25 protein-coding genes and 1 pseudogene are annotated in these 25,803 nt (G+C 64.3%); 10 read left to right on the top strand and 16 right to left on the bottom strand.

Features of this window, described 5'->3' with window-relative positions:
- Positions 1-6 precede the first annotated feature (6 nt).
- A complete protein-coding gene (locus tag APH27_RS10170; RefSeq protein WP_060484710.1) occupies positions 7-1,653 on the top strand; it encodes a fatty acid--CoA ligase in 1,647 nt (548 codons plus the stop codon).
- 78 nt (positions 1,654-1,731) lie between these two features.
- Positions 1,732-2,232, top strand: coding sequence for a methylated-DNA--[protein]-cysteine S-methyltransferase (locus APH27_RS10165; RefSeq protein ID WP_027919211.1), 501 nt, complete (start codon positions 1,732-1,734; stop codon positions 2,230-2,232).
- A gap of 158 nt (positions 2,233-2,390) precedes the next feature.
- On the opposite strand, the gene APH27_RS10160 is transcribed toward APH27_RS10165, so the two are convergent.
- The 3 genes from APH27_RS10160 to APH27_RS10150 all read right to left on the bottom strand — a co-directional run bounded on the left by APH27_RS10160 (position 2,391) and on the right by APH27_RS10150 (position 3,967).
- The gene (locus APH27_RS10160) at positions 2,391-2,633 is read right to left on the bottom strand and encodes a hypothetical protein (protein WP_060484709.1); all 243 of its coding nucleotides are present in this window, start codon (positions 2,631-2,633) and stop codon (positions 2,391-2,393) included.
- Positions 2,630-3,373, bottom strand: a complete 744-nt coding sequence (locus APH27_RS10155) for a carbon-nitrogen hydrolase family protein (protein WP_060484708.1) — start codon at positions 3,371-3,373, stop codon at positions 2,630-2,632. The genes APH27_RS10160 and APH27_RS10155 overlap by 4 nt, the downstream gene beginning before the upstream one ends.
- A gap of 78 nt (positions 3,374-3,451) precedes the next feature.
- Positions 3,452-3,967, bottom strand: a complete 516-nt coding sequence (locus tag APH27_RS10150; protein WP_060484707.1) for a DUF3016 domain-containing protein — start codon at positions 3,965-3,967, stop codon at positions 3,452-3,454.
- 74 nt (positions 3,968-4,041) lie between these two features.
- On the opposite strand from APH27_RS10150, the gene APH27_RS10145 reads away from it, so the two are divergent.
- Entirely contained in the window at positions 4,042-4,767 is a 726-nt protein-coding gene (locus tag APH27_RS10145) for a metallophosphoesterase (protein ID WP_027919214.1), read from the top strand.
- On the opposite strand, the gene APH27_RS10140 is transcribed toward APH27_RS10145, so the two are convergent.
- Entirely contained in the window at positions 4,715-5,329 is a 615-nt protein-coding gene (locus APH27_RS10140; RefSeq protein ID WP_027919215.1) for a LysE family translocator, read from the bottom strand. The two genes, APH27_RS10145 and APH27_RS10140, sit on opposite strands and share 53 nt — an antisense overlap.
- Before the next feature lie 62 nt (positions 5,330-5,391).
- A complete protein-coding gene (locus APH27_RS10135) occupies positions 5,392-6,210 on the bottom strand; it encodes an AraC family transcriptional regulator (RefSeq protein WP_060484706.1) in 819 nt (272 codons plus the stop codon).
- A 131-nt stretch (positions 6,211-6,341) separates the two neighbouring features.
- Between APH27_RS10135 and APH27_RS10130 the strand changes: the two genes are divergently transcribed.
- Positions 6,342-6,965: a LysE family translocator gene (locus APH27_RS10130; protein ID WP_060484705.1), complete on the top strand. Its 624-nt coding sequence runs from the start codon at positions 6,342-6,344 to the stop codon at positions 6,963-6,965.
- A 113-nt stretch (positions 6,966-7,078) separates the two neighbouring features.
- Here the strand turns inward: APH27_RS10130 and APH27_RS10125 are convergent, their stop codons facing one another.
- The 11 genes from APH27_RS10125 to APH27_RS10075 form a co-directional block, all read right to left on the bottom strand.
- Entirely contained in the window at positions 7,079-7,354 is a 276-nt protein-coding gene (locus APH27_RS10125) for a peptidylprolyl isomerase (RefSeq protein WP_027919218.1), read from the bottom strand.
- Between the two features lie 36 nt (positions 7,355-7,390).
- The gene (locus APH27_RS10120; protein WP_060484704.1) at positions 7,391-9,349 is read right to left on the bottom strand and encodes an acetoacetate--CoA ligase; all 1,959 of its coding nucleotides are present in this window, start codon (positions 9,347-9,349) and stop codon (positions 7,391-7,393) included.
- A 91-nt stretch (positions 9,350-9,440) separates the two neighbouring features.
- A complete protein-coding gene (eco, locus tag APH27_RS10115) occupies positions 9,441-9,920 on the bottom strand; it encodes a serine protease inhibitor ecotin (protein WP_060484703.1) in 480 nt (159 codons plus the stop codon).
- Positions 9,921-9,975: 55 nt separating this feature from the next.
- Positions 9,976-10,746, bottom strand: a complete 771-nt coding sequence (gene hbdH / locus APH27_RS10110; protein ID WP_027919221.1) for a 3-hydroxybutyrate dehydrogenase — start codon at positions 10,744-10,746, stop codon at positions 9,976-9,978.
- Between the two features lie 11 nt (positions 10,747-10,757).
- Positions 10,758-12,149, bottom strand: coding sequence for a GntP family permease (locus APH27_RS10105; RefSeq protein WP_027919222.1), 1,392 nt, complete (start codon positions 12,147-12,149; stop codon positions 10,758-10,760).
- 271 nt (positions 12,150-12,420) lie between these two features.
- Positions 12,421-13,803 carry a sigma-54-dependent Fis family transcriptional regulator gene (locus APH27_RS10100; RefSeq protein WP_060484702.1) on the bottom strand — a complete coding sequence of 461 codons (1,383 nt, stop codon included), beginning with the start codon at positions 13,801-13,803 and terminating at the stop codon, positions 12,421-12,423.
- A gap of 77 nt (positions 13,804-13,880) precedes the next feature.
- Entirely contained in the window at positions 13,881-14,897 is a 1,017-nt protein-coding gene (locus APH27_RS10095; protein WP_060484701.1) for an ABC transporter permease, read from the bottom strand.
- Positions 14,897-15,955 (bottom strand): microcin C ABC transporter permease YejB, encoded by a 1,059-nt coding sequence (locus APH27_RS10090; protein ID WP_060484700.1) that lies wholly within the window; start codon positions 15,953-15,955, stop codon positions 14,897-14,899. The genes APH27_RS10095 and APH27_RS10090 overlap by 1 nt, the downstream gene beginning before the upstream one ends.
- On the bottom strand, positions 15,952-17,880 hold the full coding sequence (locus tag APH27_RS10085; protein ID WP_082435074.1) for an extracellular solute-binding protein: 1,929 nt from the start codon (positions 17,878-17,880) through the stop codon (positions 15,952-15,954). The genes APH27_RS10090 and APH27_RS10085 overlap by 4 nt, the downstream gene beginning before the upstream one ends.
- Positions 17,881-17,887: 7 nt before the next feature.
- Positions 17,888-18,169, bottom strand: a complete 282-nt coding sequence (locus tag APH27_RS10080) for a peptidylprolyl isomerase (protein WP_027919227.1) — start codon at positions 18,167-18,169, stop codon at positions 17,888-17,890.
- A gap of 81 nt (positions 18,170-18,250) precedes the next feature.
- On the bottom strand, positions 18,251-19,312 hold the full coding sequence (locus APH27_RS10075) for a 3-deoxy-7-phosphoheptulonate synthase (RefSeq protein WP_027919228.1): 1,062 nt from the start codon (positions 19,310-19,312) through the stop codon (positions 18,251-18,253).
- 631 nt (positions 19,313-19,943) lie between these two features.
- Here APH27_RS10075 and benA point away from each other — a divergent pair.
- From benA to APH27_RS10045, 6 genes and pseudogenes are all read left to right on the top strand, one after another.
- Complete coding sequence (gene benA, locus APH27_RS10070; RefSeq protein ID WP_027919229.1) at positions 19,944-21,302, top strand: benzoate 1,2-dioxygenase large subunit; 1,359 nt, start codon at positions 19,944-19,946, stop codon at positions 21,300-21,302.
- A complete protein-coding gene (benB, locus tag APH27_RS10065; protein WP_027919230.1) occupies positions 21,299-21,784 on the top strand; it encodes a benzoate 1,2-dioxygenase small subunit in 486 nt (161 codons plus the stop codon). Before benA ends, benB begins: the two co-directional genes overlap by 4 nt.
- Before the next feature lie 70 nt (positions 21,785-21,854).
- Positions 21,855-22,868, top strand: coding sequence for a benzoate 1,2-dioxygenase electron transfer component BenC (benC, locus tag APH27_RS10060; RefSeq protein WP_060484699.1), 1,014 nt, complete (start codon positions 21,855-21,857; stop codon positions 22,866-22,868).
- A gap of 196 nt (positions 22,869-23,064) precedes the next feature.
- The gene (locus APH27_RS10055; protein WP_060484698.1) at positions 23,065-23,826 is read left to right on the top strand and encodes a 1,6-dihydroxycyclohexa-2,4-diene-1-carboxylate dehydrogenase; all 762 of its coding nucleotides are present in this window, start codon (positions 23,065-23,067) and stop codon (positions 23,824-23,826) included.
- Between the two features lie 52 nt (positions 23,827-23,878).
- On the top strand, positions 23,879-25,201 hold the full coding sequence (locus APH27_RS10050) for an aromatic acid/H+ symport family MFS transporter (protein WP_027919233.1): 1,323 nt from the start codon (positions 23,879-23,881) through the stop codon (positions 25,199-25,201).
- 30 nt (positions 25,202-25,231) lie between these two features.
- A pseudogene (locus APH27_RS10045) lies at positions 25,232-25,803 on the top strand (muconate cycloisomerase); the annotation flags it as partial.

Genomic DNA, 25,803 nt, shown 5'->3' with positions numbered 1-25,803 from the left:
GCCACGATGACCACCACCCGTATCATGCCGGCCGCCGAGCAGGCCTATGGCTACCCACTGCTGATCAAGCGCCTGCTGCTGTCTGGCGTGCGCTACCGGCCGAACCAGGAAATCGTCTACGCCGACAAGCTGCGCTACAGCTACACGACGCTGATCGAGCGCATCCAGCGCCTGGCCAATGTGCTCACCGAGGCTGGGGTCAAGCCAGGCGATACCGTCGCCTTGCTCGACTGGGACAGCCATCGCGCCCTGGAGTGCTTCTTTGCCGTACCGATGCTCGGGGCGGTGTTGCACACGGTGAACGTGCGGCTGTCCGCCGAGCAGGTCCGCTACACCATGAACCATGCCGAAGACCGGCTGGTACTGGTGCATGACGATTTCCTGCCGCTGATGGCGCAACTGCGCGATGAGCTGCCAACGGTACAAGGTTTCATCCGCCTCAGCGATGGTGCCTGTGATCAGCCGACACTGCCCACGCTGGGCGAGTATGAGGCGCTGCTGGGCGCAGCTGGCGCCAGTTTCGACTTCCCTGATTTCGACGAGCATTCCCTGGCGACGCTGTTCTACACCACCGGTACCACCGGCCACCCGAAGGGCGTGTACTTCAGCCACCGCCAGCTGGTGCTGCACACCCTGGCCGAGCAGGCCACCCTGGCTGCCTGCGGTGCCGAGCCACTGTTGCGTGAAGGCGATGTGTACATGCCGATCACGCCGATGTTCCATGTGCATGCCTGGGGTGTGCCCTATGTGGCCACGGCGCTGGGCATCAAGCAGGTCTACCCGGGGCGCTACGAGCCCAATCGCCTGGTGCGGCTGTATCGGGAAGAGGGCGTTACCTTCTCGCATTGCGTCCCGACCGTGCTGCAGATGATGCTCGACAGCGACGAGGGCCGGCGTACCGACCTGGTCGGCTGGAAGATGCTGCTTGGCGGCAGCGCGCTGACCGTAGGGCTGGCACAACGGGCCAGCCACCGCGGCATTCGAGTGCACTGTGGCTATGGCATGTCGGAGAGCTGCCCACTGCTCAGCGTCACCCGCCTGGGCGCGCAGGACCTGACATTGCCCGTGACCGAGCAGGTGCCGCTGCGCATCAACGCCGGGGTGCCGATCGTGCTGGTTGACCTACGTATTGTCGATGACGCAGGCCTGGACGTGCCTCACGATGGCGAACGGCTGGGCGAAGTGGTGGTGCGTGCCCCCTGGTTGACCCAGGGCTACCTCAAGGAGCCAGCGCAAGGCGCCGCGCTGTGGCGTGACGGCTGGCTGCACACCGGCGACCTGGCTTGCATCGACGCGGGGGGCGTGGTGCGCATCCGCGACCGGATCAAGGATGTGATCAAGACCGGTGGCGAGTGGATCAGCTCGGTCGAACTGGAAAGCCTTATAAGCCAGCACCCGGCCGTCGAGGCGGTGGCAGTAATCGGCGTGCCCGACCCGCAGTGGGGCGAGCAACCGCTGGCATTGCTGGTGTGCAGCGACGGCCGGCAATTGGACGCGGCGGCACTGGCTGCGCACCTGCAGCCCTTCGTCAACAGTGGCCAGCTGAACAAGTGGGCGATTCCACGGCAGATACGCTGTGTTGAGCAAATCCCGAAAACCAGCGTGGGCAAGGTCGACAAGAAGCTGATCCGGCAGGCTTTGCTTACCGAATAACCTGCGCAAGAAAGCGGGTGCAGCGGGGGGCGGGCAACGTTAAAGTGCGCTGAAACGGGTTTGCCGTAGGGAACTCAGATGTCCAGCGCCTTTACTTTCATGTCGTCTCCGGTCGGCACCCTGACCCTGGTGGCACGCGGCGAGCGCCTCGCCGCCGTGCTGTGGGAGGAGGAACGCGAGAACCGCGTGCGGCTTGGCGAACTGCACCGCGATGACCGCCACCCGATGTTGTGCGAAACGGCCCGCCAGCTGGGTGAGTACTTCGCCGGCACGCGCCAGCGCTTCGAGCTGGCGCTGGACTTCGCCGGTACCGAGTTCCAGCGCCAGGTGTGGGCGGCCTTGCTGACCATTCCCTTTGGCCAGACCCGCAGCTACAGCGACATCGCCCGGCAGATCGGCAACCCCAGTGCCGTGCGCGCGGTGGGCGCGGCCAACGGGCGCAACCCGATCTCGATCATTGCCCCGTGTCACCGGGTGATCGGTGCATCCGGGCGCCTGACCGGGTTTGCGGGTGGCTTGCCGGCCAAGCAGTATCTGCTTGCGCTGGAAGGACGGCAGAGCTTGGCCCTGGACCTGTAAGTATCAGGCCAGCGCTGTTTTGAAGGAGCGGCCTTGTGTCGCGAAAGGGGCGCGAAGCGGCCCCAGCAATTTCTAGTGCGAAGCTGAAAACCTGGGGCCGCTTCGCGCCCCTTTCGCGACACAAGGCCGCTCCTACAAAGACCGTGCCTGCTTCAGGGTCAGCTGAACCCGCTCACCAGCAGGCAAACAAGCAGCGCCATCACCGACCCCGCCAGCAGTGTGTACTGGCGACGCGCACGGCGGGCATGTGGCCGCACTTCACGCAGGTATTCCCCTGGCGTTGGTGCATCAGGCCGGTGCCGCAACCCCTCGACAACCTCCGCCAGCTGGCTCCTGATCAACAGGCCGGTGATGTAGTAGGTCAGGGAAAAACTGGCCAGCACTGAAAGCACGTACTTCATACAGCACAATCCTCCAGCGGCACGCCAAGCGCGAGGTTACTGGCGGTGTCCAGCAGGATGAGGCCTTCAGCCTTGTCATCCAGCGCCGCCAGCAGATTGCCCTGGCTGTCCCAGGCCGCAGAGCCGCCAGCACCGATGAAGTTGTCGGCCGGCCCGACGCAGTTGGCCAGCAACACCGGAATACCCAAGGTGCGTGCCACCTCCGGGTAGTGTTCGTTGCCTTCGCGCATGCCTTTGGCGGTCTTGGCCACGCTGACCAGATACAGTTCGGCACCCAGCGCATGGGCCTGCGCGGCATGTTCGATAAACATCGACTCATAGCAGATGGCCGGGGCGACCTGCAGCGGCCCGGCTTCGAACACCAGGGCTTGATCACCCGGGGTGAAGAACGGCCGCTCGTCATCGTGCAGGCGCTGCTTGGCATACGCCAGGGGGGGTAGGCCCGGGCGCAGGATGGGCATGCCGATGCGAATACCCTCGGCGGTTGGCAGTGGCAGCCCTACGGCCACGCTGACCCCGAGCTGGTCACAAAGCGCCTGCAACGGCTGCAGCCGGGCAGCGCTCAGCGGCAGCGCCACCTGCCGCGCCAGGGTCGGTTCGTAGCCGGTCAACGACAGTTCCGGAAACACCACAAGCTCGGCGCCCAGTGCCGCGGCGTGTTCAATGCAGCGCAGATGGCGGGCCAGGTTGCCCGCGAGGTCGCCTTTACGCGACGCCAGTTGTACGGCACAGAGTTTCATGGTGCGTTCCTTCCCTGGTACAGGTCCAAGGGCCGAGCATACCCCCGGCACACTCACCTGTACCAGCCGGGGGGCACTTCAGGACGTGGAGTGCGGGCCGAAACGTTGGCGGAACCAGTCGTCGAGCATGGCCTTTTCCGCATACAGGCGGTCGCTGCTGTGGGAGGCCCGGCCTGGGCGGCTCAGGTACATCTTGTCACTGACCCGCTCCTGGGTTTGTTGGTCGGGCTTGCCGGGCTGGCTCAGGGTGTAGCTCAGGTCGATGGTCGGCCAGGTGATGTCCCGCATATAGCGCACATCGTAGGCCTGGCTGTGCCAGGGCTCGTAACGGCCGGCCAGGTCGATGTCGCGGATGTCGATGACCAACTGCTGGCCGGGCTGCAGGTAACGCTGGCCGAGTTTCTGCAAGTACTCGGTCAGGGTTTTCATCACGTAAGGGTCGGCGCCGCGCTCATAGCCTGGGCCATCGAGGCTGGCGTCGCGGAATTTTTCCGGGTGGTCGAAACGCACCTCGACCTGCGCAGGCGGGGTGCCTTGTGCCATGCTGTTGAATGACAGCGCCACGAGCACGGCACACACAAGAGCGTTATGCATGATGCACCTGCGGGGTGAGCTGCGTGTCGCTTCATTATACGCCTGCCAAGGCGCGGCAGCAGAGGAACATCGTAATGAGCCGGTTTCGGCGGGTAGCCGCCAACAGCAAGGGACGTGACCTGGCCGTGGGCGATATTCACGGGCATTTCCGGCGGTTGCAGCAGTGCCTGGATGCGGTGGGCTTCGACCCGGCGGTAGACCGGCTGTTCAGCGTCGGTGACCTGGTCGACCGCGGGCCGCACAGTGAAGAATGCCTGTGGTGGCTGGCTCAGCCCTGGTTCCATGCAGTGCAGGGCAACCATGAGTCGCTGGCGATCACGTGCCTGTATGGCGGGCGCCTGGATCTGGATATGTACCGTGCAGCGGGTGGTGGCTGGTTCATCGATATGCCCAAGGAGCAGCAGGCGGTGTTTGTCGAACAGTTCCTGCAATTGCCGATTGCCCTGGAGGTGCAGACAGAAGCCGGCCTGATTGGCCTGCTGCATGCCGATAGCCCGTTCACCGACTGGCATGCATTGCGCGATAGCCTGCTGTTTGAAGACGACGCTGGCGTTCGCGAGGTTTGCCAATGGTCGCGTCAGCGCCTGAAAGAGGGCAACGCCGAGGCCGTGGCAGGTCTGCGTGCCTTGCTGGTGGGCCATACGCCGGTGATGCATGCCAAGCAGCTGGGCAATGTCTGGCACCTTGACACAGGCGGCTGGGCCAGCGGCCATTTCAGCCTGATGGACCTGGCCAGGCTGCGCCTGGTCAGCCCGGCAAAAGATGAATCAACAGCGCCCCGGCCAGCACCATCAGCATGATCCCGGACGCCCGTTCCAGCCAGGGCAGGGCACGCGCGAAGCGCCGTAGCAGGCGCGGGTTGCCAATGGCTGCGGCCACCAGCAGGTCCCACAGCAGCACGACGCTGAACATCCAGGTGCTGTAGAGCCATTTCCAGCTTGCGCTGGCGCTGGCCACCATGCCGGCAAGGCTGGCGTAGAACAGCGCGTTCTTCGGGTTGAGTACGCCGGATACAAAGCCCATGCCCATGCTACCCCACCAACCTTTGATTGCGCCCTGCGCAGCAACGGCTGTCAGCTCGCCAGTACCCGCATGGCGCAGGAACAGCAGGCCGATGTAAAGCAGGTAGCCGGCACCGGCCAGTTGCAGGGTGATGAACAGCATGCTGCCTTCGCGCAGGATTGCCAGGCCGGCGAAGGCCATGGCAATGAACAGGCCATTGGCCAAGGCGATGCCCAGGCAGGCGCCACTGGCCACACGCCAACCTGCCGCTACCGATGTGCGGGCAACCAGGAAGAAGTCTGGCCCCGGTGAAAGCAGGGCGAGGAAGTGGGCAAGGGCGACGATCAGGAACTGCTCCATGGTGGGCTTTCTCGGGTAGAAAGCCGCAGTCTGGGATGTTGCCCAAGCGCCGGTATTGAAGATTATTGCGCTTGCCGGTAATGCCCCGGCGTCACCCCTACATGGGCTTTGAACACCCGCTGGAAATGGCTCTGGTCGGCAAACCCCAGCTGGTAGGCAACCTCGGCCAATGCCAGCCCGTCACGCAGCAGTAGCCGGCCTCGGTTGACCCGCGCATTGAGCAGATAGGCATGGGGTGTAAGGCCGGTAGCGGCGCGAAACGCGCGGATCAGCTGATAGCGGCCAAGGCCCGCTTGCCCGGCCAGGCGCTCAAGGCTCAGTTGCGCCAGGTCTTGCGCCTCGATGTATTCGATCAGCCTGCGCAAGGTCGGCCCCGCCAGCGCAGGTGCGGGCGCCGCACGTGATGCCGGTTGAGCAGAAAAGTCGTGATCGCCCAGGAACGCCACCAGCGCCGCTTCTTTCTCGCCAGTGCTGGCTGCAGAGAACAACAGGTCGTTCAGCTCACAGAATTCACGGTACAGCCCCGGTTCCCGGCTGATGCGCGCAGGGGCTCCGGGCCTGGCCGCTTCGAGCCCGGACTCCAGGCGCAACTGCGCCAGCCAGCCGGCTTGCACATGCAGCATCTGGTAGCTCCAGGCTTGGCCGGGCTCGGGGTTGCAGGCATGTACCCGTTGCGCCGGCACCAGCACCAGGGTGCCCGGCGTGAGGCGCTCGCGCCCCTCGCCAGCGCCTGTGAAGCAGCTGCTGCCGGCATCCACTGCGCCGATGGAGAAGGTCGGGTGACTGTGCGCCTTGTAGCAGGCGCGGCTATGGCAGGCACGGCGGCTTTCCACCCAGGGCAGTGCCGAGTCGTGCCAAAGCAGGGAACGGGCAGTGGGCATGACGGTGTCCTCGATCAGCAGCGCAGCTTAGCAGCGCCGGGCGCGAGACCGTACAGTTTTTGCCGTTGGCTGTACCTTGACCGGGCACCCGCCCGGCATCGACAGTAGGGGCAGATTGCCTGGAGAACAAAATGGACCTGTCGAGCCTGTTGCTATTCATCCCTGCCTGCTTTGCCCTGAACATGGCGCCGGGGCCGAACAACCTGTTGTCGTTGCACAATGCCAGCCGCTACGGGCTGCGTACCGCTTGTGTGGCTGGCGGCGGGAGGATTCTTGCCTTCAGCGGCATGATCGCTTTGGCTGCCATGGGCCTGGCAGTGGTGCTGCACACCAGCGAATACCTCTTTCTGGCGATCAAGGTGGTGGGCGCGGCGTATCTGTTCTACATCGCCTGGCAGCTGTGGCGCGCCCCGGTTGGCGAGGTTGTGGTAGCCAGCGATCACCCGCGTGGTACCTGGCGTCTGGCGCGCCAGGAATTCTGGGTGGCGGCGGGCAACCCGAAAGCCATCCTGATCTTTACTGCCTTCCTGCCGCAGTTTGTCACGGTCGGCACCGCTACACCGGTCAGCGAGCAGTTCCTCTGGCTGGGCGTGCTGTTCCTGCTGCTGGAATGGGCGGCGATTGCCATCTACTCGGGCCTGGGCGCCTACATGCAACGCTGGTTCAGCCAGCCCGGCCCGCGCCGGCTGTTCAACCGGGTCAGCGCCTCGCTGCTCGGTTGCGCCGGCCTAGGCTTGCTGGCGGCGCGCCGCTAGACCTCGCCTCGCTCACTGTAACGGCATTTCATATGCCGTTACGGCCCTGCCTGAGTTGTATGTAAGGCGCAAACACGGGGCAACTGGCAAAAATGCCAGGAGGCCCGTGGCTATCAATCGCGGTAGAAGGTCTGCACCAGGTGGTAGCCGAACTTACTCTTGATCGGCCCGTGGACCACGCGCAGGGCTTTCTTGAAGATTACCTGGTCGATCGAGCCCACCAGCTGGCCCGGGCGCACTTCGCCCAGGTCACCGCCGCGCTTGCCTGATGGGCAGGTGGAGAACTTCTTCGCCAGCACGTCGAAGGCCTCGCCATTGGCGATGCGCTGCTTGAGCTTTTCGGCTTCGTCAGCGGTCTTGACCAGGATGTGGCGGGCTTGAGCTTTCATGGGACACCTGTGCTTCGGGGGCAAAAAAAGGGCGCATTATGCCTGATCGCGCAGCTCTGTGCGGTCACGAAACTGTTCCAGCGCCTGCGGATTGGCCAGGGCATCGGTATTCTTCACCGCCAGCCCGTGCACGACGTTGCGGATGGCCAGCTCCACCAGCTTGCCACTGATGGTGCGCGGGATGTCGGTGACCTGGGCGATCACCGCCGGCACGTGGCGCGGCGTGGTGTACTGGCGGATCACCTGGCGAATACGCTGGCGCAGGGCATCGTCCAGTTGCAGGTCACCGCGCAGGCGCACGAACAGCACTACGCGCACATCACCTTGCCACTCCTGGCCGATGGCCACGCTTTCCAGTACTTCTTCGACCTTGTCCACCTGGCGGTAGATTTCTGCCGTGCCTATTCGCACGCCACCCGGATTGAGCACTGCGTCAGAGCGGCCGTGGATCAGCAGGCCGCCGCTGCTGAGCTGTTCGGCGTAGTCGCCCTGCGCCCAGACCCCGGGGAACTGGCTGAAATAGGCATCATGGTAGCGGCTACCGTCGCTGTCGTTCCAGAAGCCCAGGGGCATCGACGGGAAGTTGCGGATACAGACCAGCTCGCCTTTTTCATCGAGCACCGGCTGGCCCTGTTCGTTCCACACTTCCACGGCCATGCCCAGGCCCTTGCAGGCCATTTCGCCCCGGCGCACCGGCAGGGTCGGGTTGCCGAGCACAAAGCACGAGACGATGTCGGTGCCGCCGGACATCGAGGCCAGGCACAGGTCAGCCTTGATCTTGCCGTATACGTAGTCGTAGCTGTGCGGCGACAAGGGTGAGCCGGTGGAAAGGATCAGGCGCAGGCTGTCCAGCCGGTGGCTGGTGGCCGGCTCCAGGCCTTCCTGCTCCAGCGCGGCCAGGTATTTGGCACTGGTGCCGAAGGCCTGGATGCGTTCGGCGTCGATCAGGTCGAGCAGGCGCTCGGGGCCAGGGTGGAACGGTGAGCCATCGTACAGCACCAGGGTGGCGCCGACGGCCAGGCCACTGGCCAGCCAGTTCCACATCATCCAGCCACAGGTGGTGTAGTAGAACAACACGTCATCGGCCTTCAGGTCGTTGTGCAGGCCGTGTTCCTTGAGGTGTTGCAGCAGCAGGCCGCCAGCGCGGTGGACGATGCACTTGGGCACACCCGTGGTGCCGCTGGAATAGAGGATGTACAACGGGTGGTCGAACGGCAGCGAGGTAAACACAGGCTCACCACCGGCCTGATAGAAGTTGTCCCACAGGCTGACCTTGGCAGCGGTGAATTCGCAAGCGTGTGTGTGGGGGCGGGTATAGGGCACCACAATCAACTGCTGCAGCCCCGGCAGCTGGGCGCAGACCTGGTTAATCTTGTCGACCTGGTCGAACGACTTGCCGGCGTACTGGTAACCGGCGCAGACCAGCAGCAGTTTCGGTTCGATCTGGCCAAACCGGTCAATGATGCCGTGCAGGCCGAATTCCGGTGAAGAGCTCGACCAGACCGCACCCAGACTGGTGCAGGCAAGCATTGCCACCAGGGTTTGCCAGGTGTTGGGCATGACGGCTGCAATGCGGTCACCGGGCTCGATGCCCGCGGCCTTGAAGGCTTTCTGCAGGCCTGCGACCTCGGCGGCCAGTTGGGAATGGGTAAAGACCATTCGCTGGCCATCTTCACGCACGGAAACCACGGCAAGCCGATCGTCACGTCGGCGCAGCAGGTGTTCGGCGAAATTCAGCGTGGCCCCACTGAACCAGCGGGCGTCGGGCATGTGCGCACCTTCGCTGAGCACCTGACTGGGCGGGCTATGCCAGGCTACCTGGAAATAGTCGGCAAGGGTTTGCCAGAAAGCAGGGCGCTGCTCGATGCTCCACCGGTGCAAGGCCGCGTAATCATTGAGCTGCAGGTTGTAGCGCAGGTTGACCCGGCGGCGGAAGGCATCCATCCGGCTGGCCTCGATCTGCGCCGTGGAGGGGCGCCAGAGCACATCGTTCATGCCGAACCTCCCGATGACTGCATTGGCCTTCACGGCCTCTTCGCGGGGCAAGCCCGCGAAGGGCCTGACACAAACCTCAAAGGTTGCCGCGTTACTCCACTTTAGCCGTTTGCACGTCTGGCGATGCCGACCATACGCGATAGCGTACTTCGACACCCTTGGGCACATAGACCACCACCGGCAGCTTGCTGTTGTAGCGGAGCATGAAGCCTTCGCCGACCACCGGCACGAAGGCCTGGGTCTTCTTGCCGTCCGGGCAGGCCATCAGGGTGCTGGCCGGGCCGCCGACCTTGTCCAGGCGGTAGTAGCTGTAGCCCCAGCCTTCGAGGGTGTGCTCTTGCAGGCTGCCGGCCAGGCGCTGGCGGTTGCAGTCCACCTGCAGCGTCTTGCCGGCCAGGATTTCCAGCTTGTGGGCCGATTCATCGGTTTGCGCCGGCAGGTGAATCACCTGCCGGGTAAAGCCTTTTTCCGCCTCGGGATAGGGCGCTACGTCCTTGAGGCTGGCCGCCATCGCCGGGGCGGCGGCAGCCAGGGTCAGGGCAAAGATCGCAGTCATTGGGGTTGGGCGCATAGGGCCTCCTTGCTGATGAACGAGTGCAAGACGATTGCCAGGCCCAGGCCGCCCGTCACTGGGCCAACCAGCCACCATCGACGTTCCAGGCGGCGCCGCGAACCTGGCTACCGGCCTCGCTGCACAGGAATAGTACCAGCTCGCCCAGATGCTCGGGGGTGACGAAGGCCAATGAAGGCTGCTTCTCGGCCAGCAGATCGTGCTGCGCTTGCTGCGGATCGACGCCGCTGGCGGCACGATCGTCGATCTGCTTCTGCACCAGCGGGGTCAGCACCCAGCCTGGGCAAATGGCGTTGCACGTGACGTTGCTGGTGGCGGTTTCCAGCCCCACCACCTTGGTCAGGCCGACCACACCATGCTTGGCCGCTACATAGGCCGCCTTGCCGGTGGAGCCCACCAGCCCATGCACTGAAGCAATGTTGATGATCCGCCCCCAGCTGCGCGCGCGCATGCCGGGCAGGGCCAGGCGGGTGCCATGGAACACGGCTGACAGGTTGAGGGCGATGATCTTGTCCCAGCTTTCTACCGGGAACTGCTCTACCGGCGCCACGTGCTGGATGCCGGCGTTGTTGACCAAAATGTCGACGCCGCCGAACTCGCGTTCGGCCAGGGCGAACAGCGCCTCGATCTGCGCCACATCGGACAGGTCCGCCGGGTGGTGGGCAACCTTGACGCCATGGCTGGCGATGTGTGCCAGGGCCGCCGCCGGGTCGCCGAAGCCATTGAGCAGGATGTTGGCGCCAGCGCGGGCCAGCACCTGGGCGATACCCAGGCCGATGCCGCTGGTGGAGCCGGTGACGAGTGCAGTCTTGCCTTTCAAAGTCATGCAGAAACTCCTTAGACGATGCCGGTGGCGTAGAACGTGGCGATGACCACGAAAACCGCCAGGGTCTTGATCAGGGTAATACCGAAAATGTCTTTGTAGGCTTCGCGGTGGGTCAGCCCGGTTACCGCCAACAGGGTTATCACCGCGCCATTGTGCGGCAGGGTGTCCATGCCGCCGCTGGCCATCGCGGCCACCCGGTGCAGCACTTCAAGGGGAATGTTGGCGGCGTTGGCCGCGGCGATGAAGCTGTCGCTCATGGCCGCCAGGGCGATGCTCATGCCACCCGAGGCGGAGCCGGTGATGCCGGCCAGCAGGGTCACGGTGATCGCTTCGTTGACCAACGGGTTGGGAATGCCTCGCAACGCATCGGCGAGCACCAGAAAGCCCGGCAGCGAGGCGATCACGGCGCCAAAGCCATACTCGGATGCAGTGTTCATGGCTGCCAGCAGCGCGCCGCCGACCGCACTTTTGGTGCCTTCGGCAAGGCGTTCGCGGATCACCCCGAAGGCGCACACCAGCACCATCAGAATGCCCACCAGCAGTGCTGCCTGCACCGCCCAGATCGCCGTGAGCTTGGCTACGTCACTGTTGACCGGTGCGCTCATGCCGGGCAGTTGCAGGGTATGGCTGGGGCCGTACCACTGCGGGATCCAGTGGGTGAACAGCAGGTTCATCACGCCCACCAGTACCAGTGGCGAGAGTGCCAGCCAGGGGTTGGGCAGGGCCAGGTCGGCAGCTGTCTCAGGCTCGTTGCGCAGGTTGCTGCCGTAGCCTTCGCCAGCGCGCTGGGCCTTGTTGCGCTGGCGCTGCAGGTACAGCATGCCGCTGCAGAACACGAACAGCGTGCCGATGAGCCCCAGCCAGGGCGCGGCCCAGGCGGTGGTGTTGAAGAAGGTGCTGGGGATGATGTTCTGGATCTGTGGGGTGCCGGGCAGCGCGTCCATGGTGAACGAGAATGCGCCCAGGGCGATGGTTGCCGGGATCAGGCGCTTGGGGATGTCGCTCTGGCGGAACATCTCGGCGGCGAACGGGTACACCGCGAACACCACCACGAACAGGGACACGCCGCCGTAGGTGAGCAGGGCGCAGACCAGCACGATCACCAGCATCGCCTGGCGGGTACCGAGCAGGCGGATGGCGGCGGCGACGATCGAGCGCGAAAAGCCGGACAGCTCGATGAGCTTGCCGAATACCGCGCCAAGCAGGAACACGGGGAAGTACAGCTTGATGAAGCCGACCATTTTCTCCATGAACACCCCGGTGAACGCGGGGGCCACGGCGGCCGGGTCGGTGAGCAGGACGGCGCCGAGGGCGGCGATGGGGGCGAAGAGGATCACGCTGTAACCGCGGTAGGCGGCCAGCATCAGCAGTGCCAAGGCGGCGAGGGCGATGAGCACGGTCATCGGGATGGGTCTCCTGGGTGAGTCTTGTTGTTATGGGTGACCGGGAGATAGCGGGAATCGTGCCAAATCTGTAACTAATTGATTTATAAGGTTTATTGGGTTTTTATTGTTCGCGATGTCTACATTTTGAGACTGTGGGGGGCTGCTTCGCAGCCCATCGCGGCTAAAGCCGCTCCTACAAGGGGGACGCGATCCTTGGCAGGAGCGGCTTTAGCCGCGATCGAGGGCGAAGCCCTCGCAGTAATCTCAAAACAGAAACAAAAATCTCCAATCAGAGACCAAAGGCCACCATTTTCTTGTACAAGGTCGAGCGCCCCAGCCCCAGTGCCTTGGCCGCCTCGGGCACATTCCCCGCATGTTCGGCCAAAACCCCGGCAATCAGACCACGTTCGAACTGTTCACACGCCTCACGATAGCTCATGCGATTGGCCTGGCCTGCGATCGGGCTCAGCGGCCCCAGCGCCGCAGCCAGGTCGGCTACACCGAGGCGCGGTTGGTCAGCCAGCAACGTCGCCCGCTCCAGCACGTTGCGCAACTCGCGAATATTCCCGGGCCACGCGTGCCGTGCCAGCAGTGCCTGGGCTTCCAGCTCCAGCTCGTACTGGCTGCCCAGTTCGGCAAGGATCGCTTCGCACAGCGCCGGCAAGTCTTCCAAGCGCTCCCGAAGCGGCGGTACCTCGATCGGCAGCACATTCAGCCGGTAATACAGGTCGGCGCGAAACGCCCCGCGGGCCATGGCTGCCTGCAAATCGATGGAGGTGGCGGCAACGATGCGCACATCGCTGCGCAGCATCTGGTTCGAGCCGACCGGTTCGTACTCCTTTTCCTGCAGCACACGCAGCAGCTTGCTCTGCAGCGCCAGGGGCATGTCACCGATCTCGTCGAGGAATAACGTACCGCCTTCGGCCAGTTGCAGCTTGCCGCTGCGGCCCTTGCGATCGGCGCCGGTAAAGGCGCCAGGTGCGGTGCCAAAGAACTCGGCTTCCAGCAAGGTTTCGGGGATCGCCGCGCTGTTGATGCTGACGAAGGCCTTGTGTGCCCGCGCGGACGCTGCGTGGATGGCATGGGCCAGCAACTCTTTGCCGGTGCCGGTCTCGCCCAGCAGCAGCACCGGCGAGTCGCTGCCCGCACCCCGCCGTGCGCGGCGCTTGGCCTCGAGGCTGGCCGGGCTGCTGCCGACGAACTGGGCGAAGCTGTATTTGGCCTGGCGTGCACGCAATTGCGAGCGGGTGCTGGCCAGCTCCTGCTGCATGCTCGAATAGCGCTTGAGCAAGGGCGACAGGCTGCGCAGCTCTTCGAACAGGGCGAAGCCGATGGCGCCGATCAGTACGCCCTGGGCATCATGGATCGGCAGGCGCATCACTACCAGCGGCTCGTTGGGGGTGTCGAGCATGTCCAGCAGGATTGGCCGGCCATTGCTCACCACCTGGCGCATCAGGCTGCCGGGGATCACCGCCTCGCAGGGCTGGCCGATCGCGCTGCTGGCATCGTCCAGGCCAAAACGCCGGGCGTAGCGCTCGTTCATCCAGACGATGCGTGCTTCACGGTCGACGATCACCGTGCCCTCGCTGGACTGCTCGATGATCTCGAACAGCGAGCGGATCGCCAGTTGCCGTACCTGGGGGTAGTCCTTGAGGCTTTCGCGCTCGTGCATCTTCTTCTACCTGAACCTTGTGAGTGCAGCCCCGGCCTTTTCGCGGGCTTGCCCGCGAAAAGGCCGGGGCTGAAAACCTATCCTCTGGGGTCGAACGCTTCGCGCAGGGCATCCCCGATAAATACCAGCAGCGAAAGAATCACCGCCAGCGCAAAGAACGCGGCAAAGCCCAGCCACGGTGCCTCAAGGTGCTGCTTGCCCTGGGTTACCAGTTCGCCCAGCGAGGCACTGCCGGCGGGCATGCCGAAGCCGAGGAAATCCAGCGCTGTCAGCGTGGTGATGGCGCCGGTGAGCATGAACGGCACATAGGTCAGCGTCGCATTCATCGCGTTGGGCAGCACATGGCGCAGCATCACCTGTGTATCCGGCAGCCCCAGCGCGCGTGCCGCCTTCACGTATTCGAGGTTGCGCCCACGCAGAAACTCGGCGCGCACCACATCGACCAGGGTCAACCACGAGAACAGCGCCATGATCCCCAGCAACCACCAGAAGTCCGGCTCGACGAAGCCACTGAGGATGATCAGCAGGTACAGCACCGGCAGCCCCGACCACACTTCAAGCAAGCGCTGCCCGAACAGGTCGACCCAGCCGCCGTAATAACCCTGCAACGCGCCGGCGCCGACACCGATCACCACGCTGATCACAGTCAGGGCAAAGGCGAACAGCAGCGAGGTGCGGGTGCCATACAGCACCCGTGCCAGCACGTCGCGGCCCTGGTCGTCGGTGCCAAGCCAGTTGCTCGCGCTGGGCGGGCTGGGCGTGGGTACCAGCAGGTCATAGTTGGGCGTGTCGGCGCTGAACGGGATGGGCGCGAACAGCATCCAGCCGCCTTGGCCCTCGATCAGCTGGCGCACATAGGTGCTGCGGTAGTCCGGCTGGAACGGCAGCTGGCCGCCGAATTGCTGCTCGCTGTAGCGCTTGAGCGCTGGCACGTACAGCTCACCCTGGTAGCTCAGCAGCAGGGGTTTGTCGTTGGCCACCAGTTCGGCGCACAGGCTCAGCAACAGCAGGCCGGCAAACAGCCACAGCGACACCCAGCCCAGGCGGTTGCGGCGAAAGCGCTGCAGGCGACGACGCGAGACCGGCGACAGCATCAGTGCGCCCTCGAGTCGAAGTCGATGCGCGGATCGAGCACGGTGAAGGCCAGGTCGCCGATCAGACGGAACAGCAGGCCGGCCAGGGTGAAGATGAACAGCGTGCCGAACACCACCGGGTAGTCGCGTGACACCGCCGCTTCGTAGCTCATGCGGCCGAGGCCATCGAGGGAAAAGATCACCTCGATCAGCAAGGAACCTGCAAAGAACACCGTGATCAGCGCCTGCGGCAGCCCAGCCAGCACCAGCAGCATGGCGTTACGCAGCACATGCCCATAAAGCACGCGCCGTTCGCTCAGGCCCTTGGCGCGGGCGGTGACCACGTACTGGCGGGAGATTTCATCGAGAAAGGCGTTCTTGGTCAACAGGGTGAGGGTGGCAAAGCCGCCTATCACCAAGGCGCCGACTGGCAGCACCAGGTGCCAGAAGTAGTCGGCAACCTTGCCCATCAGGCTGAGCTGGTCGAAGTCGTCCGAGACCAGGCCACGTACCGGGAACCAGTTCAGCGAGGTGCCGCCAGCGAACAGCACGATCAGCAGCAAGGCGAACAGGAACGAGGGCAGGGCATAGCCGACCACGATCAGCGCACTGCTCCAGGCATCGAAGCGGCTGCCATGGCGTACCGCCTTGCGGATGCCCAGCGGGATGGACACCAGGTAGGTGATCAGCGTGGCCCACAAGCCCAGCGAAAGGGTTACCGGCAGCTTGTCGAGGATCAGGTCGGTGACCTTGGCGCCGCGAAAGAAGCTTTGGCCGAAGTCCAGCCGGGCGTACTGGCCGAGCATCAGCCACAGGCGTTGCGGTGCGCTCTTGTCGAAGCCGTACTGGCGCTTGATCTCCTCGATCAGCTTCGGGTCCAGGCCACGGGTGGCGCGGGATTCGCCGTGTACCACCTCTACCCGCGAGCCGGGCGCGCCGCCGCCCAGGCCCTGCAGGCGCGCCACCGCCTGCTCGACCGGGCCACCGGGCGCGGCCTGGACGATGGCGAAGTTGACCAGCAGGATTGCCAGCAAGGTGGGGATGATCAGCAGCAGGCGCCGCAGGATGTAGCTGGTCATGGCTGGGCCTTTTGCCGTTCGGCCATCTGCGCGTTGCTCAGCGCCGTCGGGCTGACTTCCCACCAACTGTCCAGGCCTTCGTCATAGGCGGGCTGGTTTTTTGGCAGGCCAAAGCGGTTCCACCACACCGTCGAGCTGCCCGGTGGGTAATAGTTGGGGATCCAGTAGTAGTTCCATTGCAACACCCGATCCAGGGCATGAGCGTGGTGCAGCATGTCGGCCTGGGTGTCGGCGCGCACCAGGCCGTCGATCAGCTGGTCCACCGCCGGGTCCTTGAGCACCATCAGGTTGTTCGAGCCGGGGTCGTTGGCAGCGGCAGAACCGAAGTAGTTGTACAGCTCGGCGCCCGGCGACAGGGTGACCGAATAGCCGGTGACGATCATGTCGTAGTCACGGGCCATCAGCCGGTTCACATACTGCGCCGAATCGACGTTGCGGATGTTCAGGCTGATGCCGATCTGTGCCAGGTTGCGCTTCCACGGCAGCAGCAGACGCTCCATGCCGGACTGGCCGTTGAGGAAGGTGAACGCCAACGGCTCGCCCTGGGCGTTGACCAGGCGATCGCCCTCGGGGTGCCAGCCGGCCTGTTGCAACAAGGCCAGCGCCTGCAGCTGTTGTGGCCGAATGATTCCCGAACCATCGGTAACCGGCGCCGTGAACACCTGGGTGAAGACTTCGTCCGGCACCCGGCCACGCAGCGGTTCGAGCAGCTTGAGCTCGCCCGCATCCGGCAGTGCGCGGGCAGCCAGCGGGGTATTGGAGAACACGCTCTGCTGGCGGATGTACAGGTTGCGCATCATTTGCCGGTTGCTCCACTCGAAGTCCCAGAGCATGGCCAGTGCCTGGCGTACCCGGCGGTCCTTGAATTGTGGCTTGTCCAGGTTGAACACGAAGCCCTGGGCGGCCTGCGGCTTGGCCGGGCCCAGGTGCGCGCGCTGCAGGCGGCCATCGTCCAGTTGCGCGCCGTTGTAGCCCAAGGTGTAGGCCGTGGCGGAAAATTCGCGGTTGTAGTCGTAGCCGCCGCCCTTGAGTACCTGGCGCGCCACTTCGGTGTCGCCGAAATATTCGATGCGGATGTGTTCGAAGTTGTAGCGCCCACGGTTGACAGGCAGGTCTTTGGCCCACCAGTTCGGGTCGCGTTCGAAGGTGATGCTGCGGCCGTTGTCGATACGCCCGATGCGGTACGGGCCGCTGCCGACCGGCTTGTCGAAGCCGGCACCGTTGGCGAAGTCGCGGTTGGCCCAGTCGTGCTCGGGCAGTACCGGCAAGCTGGCCACGTCCAGGGCCAGGGTACGGCCGTGGGGTTGCTTGAAGTCGAAGCGGACCCGCTGCGGGCCTTCGACCGTGACCCCGGCGACATCGGCGAACTGGGTGCGGTACTTGAGGCTGCCTTCGGCCATGAGCGTGTCGAAGCTGAAGCGCACGTCTTCGGCGCGCACCGGCTTGCCATCGGCGAAGGTCGCCTTGGGGTCGATCTCGAAGCGTAGCCAGGCGTCATCCGGGCCACGTTCCATGCGCCGGGCAATCAGGCCGTAGACGGTATATGGCTCGTCGAACGAGCGTTGCGCCAGGGGCGCATACAGCCAGCCATCGACCTCGCTGACGCCGATGCCTTTGTCGATGTAGGGCAGGATATGGTCGAACTGGCCGATCTCGATGGCCGAGCGGCGCATCAGGCCACCCTTGGGGGCGTCGGCGTTGACGTAGTCGAAATGGCGGAAGCCTTCGACGTAACGGGGCGCCTCACCGTACACCGTCAAAGCGTGAGTGGGGGCGGCTTGGGCCATCCAGCCCATGCACAGCATCCAGACCCCAATAAGGACCTGTGGGAGCGGGTTTACCCGCGAAGAGGCCCGAGCAGGCAAAGGCAATACCTGGTCTGGCCTCTTCGCGGGTAAACCCGCTCCCACAGGGGACACGATGATCAGCAGATCAGTCCTGGCGGCTGGTCACTTCCAGCAGGTGGTAGCCGAACTGGGTCTTCACCGGGCCCTGTACGGTGTTGACCGGGGCGCTGAATACCACGGTGTCGAATTCCTTGACCATCTGGCCTGGGCCGAACGAGCCCAGGTCACCGCCCTGGCGGCTGGACGGGCAGGTGGAGTTGGCCTTGGCGATTTCAGCGAAGTCGGCACCGGCTTCGATCTGGGCTTTCAGTTCGTTGCACTTTTCTTCGGTGCTGACGAGGATGTGACGGGCGGTGGCGCGTGCCATGGGTACTGCTCCTTGGAGGGTAAAAACAGCAAGCCTAGCGCACTTGATCGGGTCATGTCTCGCCGGGCTTGCAGCAGTCTCTCACATACGGGCTGCGGCCTCGCGCAGCAGGGTTTCGGTCGCGCTCCAACCCAGGCAGCCATCGGTGATCGACACGCCGTATTTCAGCGCGCCCTTGCCCAGGGCCTGGCAACCGTCGAACAGGTGGCCTTCGAGCATGACCCCGACAATCGAGCGGTCACCGGCCAGGCGCTGGGCCAGTACATCCTCGAACACCGCTGGCTGGCGGGCAGGGTCCTTGCCGCTGTTGGCATGGCTGCAGTCGACCACGATGCGTGCCTGCAAGCCGGCCTTGGCCAAGCCCTGGCGGGCCTGGGCGATGCTGCTGGCATCGTAGTTCGGGCCTTTGTGGCCGCCGCGCAGCACCAGGTGAGTGTCCGGGTTGCCCAGGGTTTCGATGATCGCCGGGTAGCCCTGCGCGTCCATGCCAAAGTGGCGGTGCGGGGCCGCGGCGCTGCGCATGGCGTCACAGGCAATGCCGACGCCGCCGTCGGTGCCATTCTTGAAGCCCACCGGCAGCTCCAGGCCGCTGACCATTTCCCGGTGAATCTGCGATTCGGTGGTGCGTGCGCCAATCGCCGCCCAGCCCAGCAGGTCGTCGAAGTAACCGGCGGCCATTGGTTGCAGCAACTCGGTGGCGATCGGCAAGCCACGTTCGATCATGCTCAGCATCAAGCCACGGGACAGGGCGATGCCGGCATGCATGTCGTCGCTGCCGTCCAGGTGCGGGTCGTAGGCCAGGCCTTTCCAGCCCACCGTGGTGCGGGGTTTTTCCACGTAGGCGCGCATCACCAGCAGCAGCTTGTCATCGACTTCGCGGCTGAGGGCGGCCAGGCGGTCGGCGTATTCCAGGGCCGAGCGGGGGTCGTGGATCGAGCATGGGCCGACGATTACCAGCAGGCGCTCATCGCGGCCTTCGAGGATGGCGCGGATGGCCTGGCGGTGGCTGTGGACTTGCTGGGCGAGTTCGCTGGACAGCGGCATCTGCTGCTTGAGCAGGTGCGGGCTGGGCAGGCGCTGGCTGACGGTGGTGTTGGCAGCTTGCGGTTGGGTCAGGGGCAGAGCGAGGTTCGAGGCTTGCATGGCGTATGTTCCCTGGGCGGACGGCGGGTTCTGGCCCGCGCGGTCGGCCCTATCGAGGTGTTCGACTATTCGTTGATTGATTGTCTGCAGCATTGCCACCTGAGCGGGACCGATCGGAGGCGGCAGGCTGGCCCGAACGGGATTGGCTAAATCGCCAGGCATAGGTGCTTGCGTAGTAATAAGTGGCGTAGTTCATGAATCTGTCCTCAGTTCGAATCGGTAAAGTGCAGTGGCCTGAAAAGCAAAACCCCCGGTCGGGGAGCCGACCGGGGGTTTGAGTATTCTCATGTTCGGCGGCCCCTCGAAGGTGGGCGCCGTGTGGGTATCGGCGCCTAGTGGCTAAACCAATACCCAAAATAAAAGCTGGCAGCAGCCTGGCAGCCGGCAACGGCCAGCACAGGGCGCAGGCAGCGACCGGTGTGGTTGGCGTGGTTGCGGGTGTGTTTCGGCATGTTGCTCTCCAGTGAATGAGCCCGAGCTTACTTCAGGCGATGCGCACTGTTCAATGGATAAATGCTATCGGGTCGATATTTGCACAAAACGGATAGCACTCTGCAGGCGATGGATATTGCCACCCCAGGGCAAACCCTAACCTGACCCGGTCTGAACAATAACAATGGAGACCCTGGCCATGTCCCTGGGATTCGACTACCTCAATGCCATGCTTGAGGACGACCGTGAAACGGGCGTCTATCGCTGCAAACGCGAGATGTTCACCGACCCGCGCCTGTTCGACCTGGAGATGAAGCACATCTTCGAGGGCAACTGGATCTACCTGGCCCATGAAAGCCAGATCCCCGAAAAGAACGACTTCCTCACCCTGACCATGGGGCGCCAGCCGATCTTCATCGCGCGCAACAAGGACGGGGAGCTCAATGCCTTCCTCAATGCATGCAGCCACCGCGGCGCCATGCTGTGCCGCCACAAGCGCGGCAACCGCGCAAGCTATACCTGCCCGTTCCATGGCTGGACCTTCAACAACAGCGGCAAGCTGCTCAAGGTCAAAGACCCGAGCAATGCCGGCTACCCCGACAGTTTCAACTGCGACGGCTCCCACGACCTGACCAAGGTTGCCCGCTTCGAGTCGTACCGTGGCTTCCTGTTCGGCAGCCTGAATGCCGAGGTCAAGCCACTGGTCGAGCACCTGGGCGAGTCGGCGAAGATCATCGACATGATCGTCGACCAGTCCCCTGAAGGCCTTGAAGTGCTGCGCGGTGCCAGCTCGTACATCTACGAGGGCAACTGGAAGCTCACCGCCGAAAACGGCGCCGACGGCTACCACGTCAGCTCCGTGCACTGGAACTACGCCGCCACCCAGAACCAGCGCAAGCAGCGCGAGGCGGGCGACGAGATCAAGACCATGAGCGCCGGCGCCTGGGCCAAGCAGGGCGGTGGCTTCTATTCCTTCGACCACGGCCACCTGTTGCTGTGGACCCGTTGGGCCAACCCCGAAGACCGCCCGGCCTTCGAGCGCCGTGACCAGCTGGCCGCCGACTTCGGCCAGGCCCGTGCCGACTGGATGATCGAAAACTCGCGCAACCTGTGCCTGTACCCCAACGTGTATTTGATGGACCAGTTCAGCTCACAGATCCGTATCGCCCGGCCGATTTCGGTGAACAAGACCGAAATCACCATCTACTGCATCGCACCGAAGGGCGAGAGCGCCGATGCCCGCGCCAAGCGCATCCGCCAGTATGAAGACTTCTTCAACGTCAGTGGCATGGCCACCCCGGACGACCTGGAAGAGTTCCGCTCATGCCAGACCGGCTACGGCGGCGGCACCGGCTGGAATGACATGTCCCGTGGCGCGCAGCATTGGGTCGAAGGCGCCGACGAGGCGGCGAAGGAAATCGAACTCAAACCGCTGCTGTCGGGCGTGCGCACCGAGGACGAAGGCCTGTTCGTGCTGCAGCACAAGTACTGGCAGGAAACCATGATCAAAGCCCTCGAACAGGGCCAGCAGCTGATCCCCGTGGAGGCCGTGCAATGAGCCTGCATGACACCGTGCGCGACTTCCTCTACCGCGAAGCCCGCTACCTGGACGACGCCCAGTGGGACCAGTGGCTGGAGCTGTACGCCAGCGACGCGACCTTCTGGATGCCATCCTGGGACGATGACGACACCCTGACCGAAGACCCGCAAAGCGAAATCTCGCTGATCTGGTACGGCAACCGTGGCGGCCTTGAGGACCGCGTGTTCCGGATCAAGACCGAGCGCTCCAGTGCGACCGTGCCGGACACCCGCACCTCGCACAACATCAGCAACATCGAGATCGTCTCGCAGTGCGAGGGCAGCTGCCAGGTGCGCTTCAACTGGCACACCCTGAGCTTCCGCTACAAGACCACTGACAGCTACTTCGGCAGCAGTTTCTACACCCTCGACCTGCGCGGCGAACAGCCGCTGATCAAGGCCAAGAAGGTGGTGCTGAAGAACGACTACGTGCGTCAGGTCATCGACATCTACCACATCTGATCCGAGGTAACGCGAGCCGCTCGGTGTGCCCACTGACACGCCGCGGCCAGGCTCGCCCGCGAGGTGCAACATGAGCTTCCAGATCGCACTTAATTTCGAAGACGGGGTTACCCGCTTCATCGAGGCCAGCGGCCATGAAACCGTGGCCGACGCCGCCTACCGCCAGGGCATCAACATCCCGCTGGACTGCCGCGACGGCGCCTGCGGTACCTGCAAGTGCAAGGCCGAGTCCGGGCGTTACGACCTGGGTGACAACTTCATCGAAGACGCCCTGAGTGAAGACGAGATCGCCGAAGGCTACGTGCTGACTTGCCAGATGCGCGCCGAAAGCGATTGCGTGGTGCGCATCCCGGCGTCGTCGCAACTGTGCAAGACCGAGCAGGCCAGTTTCGAAGCAGCCATCAGTGATGTGCGCCAGCTGTCGGCCAGCACCATCGCCTTGTCGATCAAGGGTGAGGCACTGAGCCACCTGACGTTCCTGCCGGGGCAGTACGTCAACCTCAAGGTGCCGGGCAGCGACCAGAGCCGCGCCTATTCCTTCAGCTCGCTGCAGAAGGACGGCGAGGTCAGCTTCCTGATCCGCAATGTGCCGGGCGGGCTGATGAGCAGCTTCCTCACCAGCCTGGCCAAGGCCGGCGACAACATGAGCCTGGCGGGCCCGTTGGGCAGCTTCTACCTGCGGCCGATCCAGCGCCCGCTGTTGCTGCTGGCCGGTGGTACGGGCCTGGCACCGTTCACGGCGATGCTGGAGAAGATTGCCGAGCAGGGCAGCGAGCACCCGCTGCACCTGATCTACGGGGTGACCAACGATTTCGACCTGGTCGAGCTGGACCGCCTGCAGGCGCTGGCCGCGAGCATCCCCAACTTCACCTTCAGCGCCTGCGTGGCCAACCCCGACAGCCAGTACCCACAGAAGGGGTACGTGACCCAGCACATCGCACCGCAGCACCTCAATGACGGTGACGTCGATGTGTACCTGTGCGGGCCACCACCGATGGTCGAGGCCGTGAGCCAGTACCTGCGCGAACAGGACATCAACCCGGCGAACTTCTACTACGAGAAGTTCGCGGCGGCTGCGGCCTGAGTTTTCCTGGGGCTGCCGGCATCGTGCGGGTGAAGGTGGCCTCCTTTTATTGACTGCGGGATTGCCGGGGCCGCGTTGCGGCCCTTTCGCGACACAAGGCCGCTCCTACAAGGGACCGCGGTGTTTGTAGGCGCAGCCTTGCGTCGCGATGGAGGGCAAAGCCTTCCCGGCAATTCCGGATTGAAAGGAGTTCGAAATGAACAACCGATTCCACAACAAAGTCGCCTTGGTCACCGGCGCCGCCCAGGGCATAGGCCGTGGCGTGTGCTGGCGGCTCAAGGCCGAAGGCGCGCAGGTGGTGGCGGTGGACCGTTCCGAGCTGGTCCACGAACTGGCCGGGGAGGGCATGCTGACGCTCATTGCCGACCTCGAACAACACACCGATTGCGCCCGGGTCATGGCCACGGCGGTAGAAGCCTTCGGCCGCCTCGACATCCTGGTCAACAACGTCGGCGGCACCATCTGGGCCAAACCTTTCGAGCACTACCAGGTCGAGCAGATCGAGGCCGAAGTGCGGCGATCGCTGTTCCCGACCCTGTGGTGCTGCCATGCGGCGCTGCCGTACATGCTTGAACGCGGCAGCGGCGCCATCGTCAACGTCTCGTCGATCGCCACCCGTGGGGTCAACCGCGTGCCTTATGGCGCGGCCAAGGGCGGCGTCAACGCACTCACTGCATGCCTGGCCTTCGAAACTGCTGGCCGCGGTATCCGCGTCAACGCCACCGCCCCCGGCGGCACCGAGGCGCCACCGCGCCGGGTGCCCCGCAACAACGCCGAGCAGAGCGAGCAGGACAAGGCCTGGTACCAGCAGATCGTCGACCAGACCCTCGACAGCAGCCTGATGCACCGCTACGGCAGCATCGACGAGCAGGTCGGCGCAATCCTTTTCCTGGCCTCCGACGAGGCCTCCTACATCACCGGCGTGACCCTGCCGGTAGGGGGCGGTGACCTCGGCTGATCCCCTCCATGCAAAGCGTTCCTCCAAAACAACAACAACAGAGACAGATGCCATGCGAACCCTTGACGTACACCCGATCATCGACAATGCCCGCTTCACGCCCTTCCACTGGGGAGTCATGGCCCTGTGCGGCCTGCTGCTGATCTTCGACGGCTATGACCTGTTCATCTACGGCGTGGTGCTGCCGGTGATCATGAAAGAGTGGGGCTTGACCCCGTTGCAGGCCGGTGCGCTGGGCAGCTACGCGCTGTTCGGCATGATGTTCGGCGCCCTGGCGTTCGGCAGCCTGGCCGACCGCATCGGGCGCAAGAAAGGGATCGCCATCTGTTTCGCCTTGTTCTCCGGGGCGACCATCCTCAATGGCTTTGCCAGCAGCCCCAGCGAGTTTGGCATCTACCGCTTCATCGCCGGCCTCGGCTGCGGCGGCCTGATGCCCAATGCCGTGGCGCTGATGAACGAGTACGCGCCCAAACGCCTGCGCAGCACGCTGGTGGCGATCATGTTCAGCGGCTATTCGCTGGGCGGCATGCTCTCGGCGGGTGTCGGCATCTTCATGCTGCCGCGTTTTGGTTGGGAATCGATGTTCTTTGCCGCTGCAGTGCCGCTGCTGCTGTTGCCGGCAATCCTCTATTACCTGCCCGAGTCCATCGGATTCCTGGTGCGCCAAGGTCGCACCGATGACGCCCGCAAGTTGCTCAAGCGCCTGGACCCGGGCTGCGATGTGCAGGCGGACGACGTGCTGCAGGCAACCGACCGCAAAGGTGGCGGCACCTCGGTGCTGGACTTGTTCCGCAATGGCTTGGCCATCCGTACCCTGGCCCTGTGGCTGGCGTTTTTCTGCTGCCTGCTGATGGTCTACGCACTGAGCTCGTGGCTGCCGAAACTGATGGCCAACGCCGGCTACAGCCTGGGCTCGAGCCTGTCGTTCCTGCTGGCCTTGAACTTTGGCGGCATGGCCGGGGCGATTCTCGGTGGCTGGCTGGGCGACCGCTACAACCTGGTCAAGGTCAAGGTGGCCTTCTTCATCGCGGCGGCGCTGTCGATCAGCCTGCTTGGCGTCAACAGCCCGATGCCGGTTCTCTACGTGCTGATCTTCATCGCCGGCGCCACCACCATCGGCACACAGATCCTGCTCTATGCCGGTGCCGCCCAACTCTATGGCCTGTCGGTGCGTTCTACCGGCCTTGGCTGGGCGTCGGGCATCGGCCGCAATGGCGCCATCGTCGGCCCGCTGCTCGGCGGTGCGCTGATGGGCATCAACCTGCCGCTGCAACTTAATTTCATCGCCTTCGCCATCCCCGGTGCGATTGCCGCGCTGGCCATGGCCGTGCACCTGGCCAGTGGCCGCCGCCAGGCGCAGATGGCAACGGCCTGACTCTTCTACTGACTGAACTGGAGCTTTTGCATGACAAGCCCGACCATCGAACGGCTGGACGCGATCATCGTCGACCTGCCAACCATCCGCCCGCACAAGCTGGCCATGCACACCATGCAGCAGCAGACCCTGGTGGTGCTGCGCCTGCGCTGCAGCGACGGCGTGGAAGGCATCGGCGAGGCCACCACCATCGGCGGCCTGGCCTACGGCTACGAAAGCCCCGAGGGCATCAAGGCCAACATCGACGCGCACCTGGCGCCGGGGCTGATCGGCCTGCCAGCGGACAACATCAATGCCGCCATGCTCAAGCTCGACAAGCTGGCCAAGGGCAATACCTTCGCCAAGTCCGGCATCGAAAGCGCCTTGCTCGACGCCCAGGGCAAGCGCCTTGGCCTGCCGGTCAGTGAGCTGCTCGGCGGGCGGGTGCGTGACAGCCTGGAAGTGGCCTGGACCCTGGCCAGCGGCGACACCGCCCGCGACATCGCCGAGGCCGAGCACATGCTGGAGGTGTGCCGCCACCGGGTGTTCAAGCTCAAGATCGGCGCCAACCCGCTGGAGCAGGACTTGAACCACGTGGTGGCGATCAAGCGCGAGCTGGGCGA

It is taken from the genome of Pseudomonas sp. NBRC 111123, from assembly GCF_001320205.1.
Classification (GTDB): Bacteria; Pseudomonadota; Gammaproteobacteria; order Pseudomonadales; family Pseudomonadaceae; genus Aquipseudomonas; species Aquipseudomonas putida_J.
The sequence above is the reverse complement of the archived record's forward strand: the minus strand, read 5'-3'. Positions and strand labels throughout refer to the sequence as shown.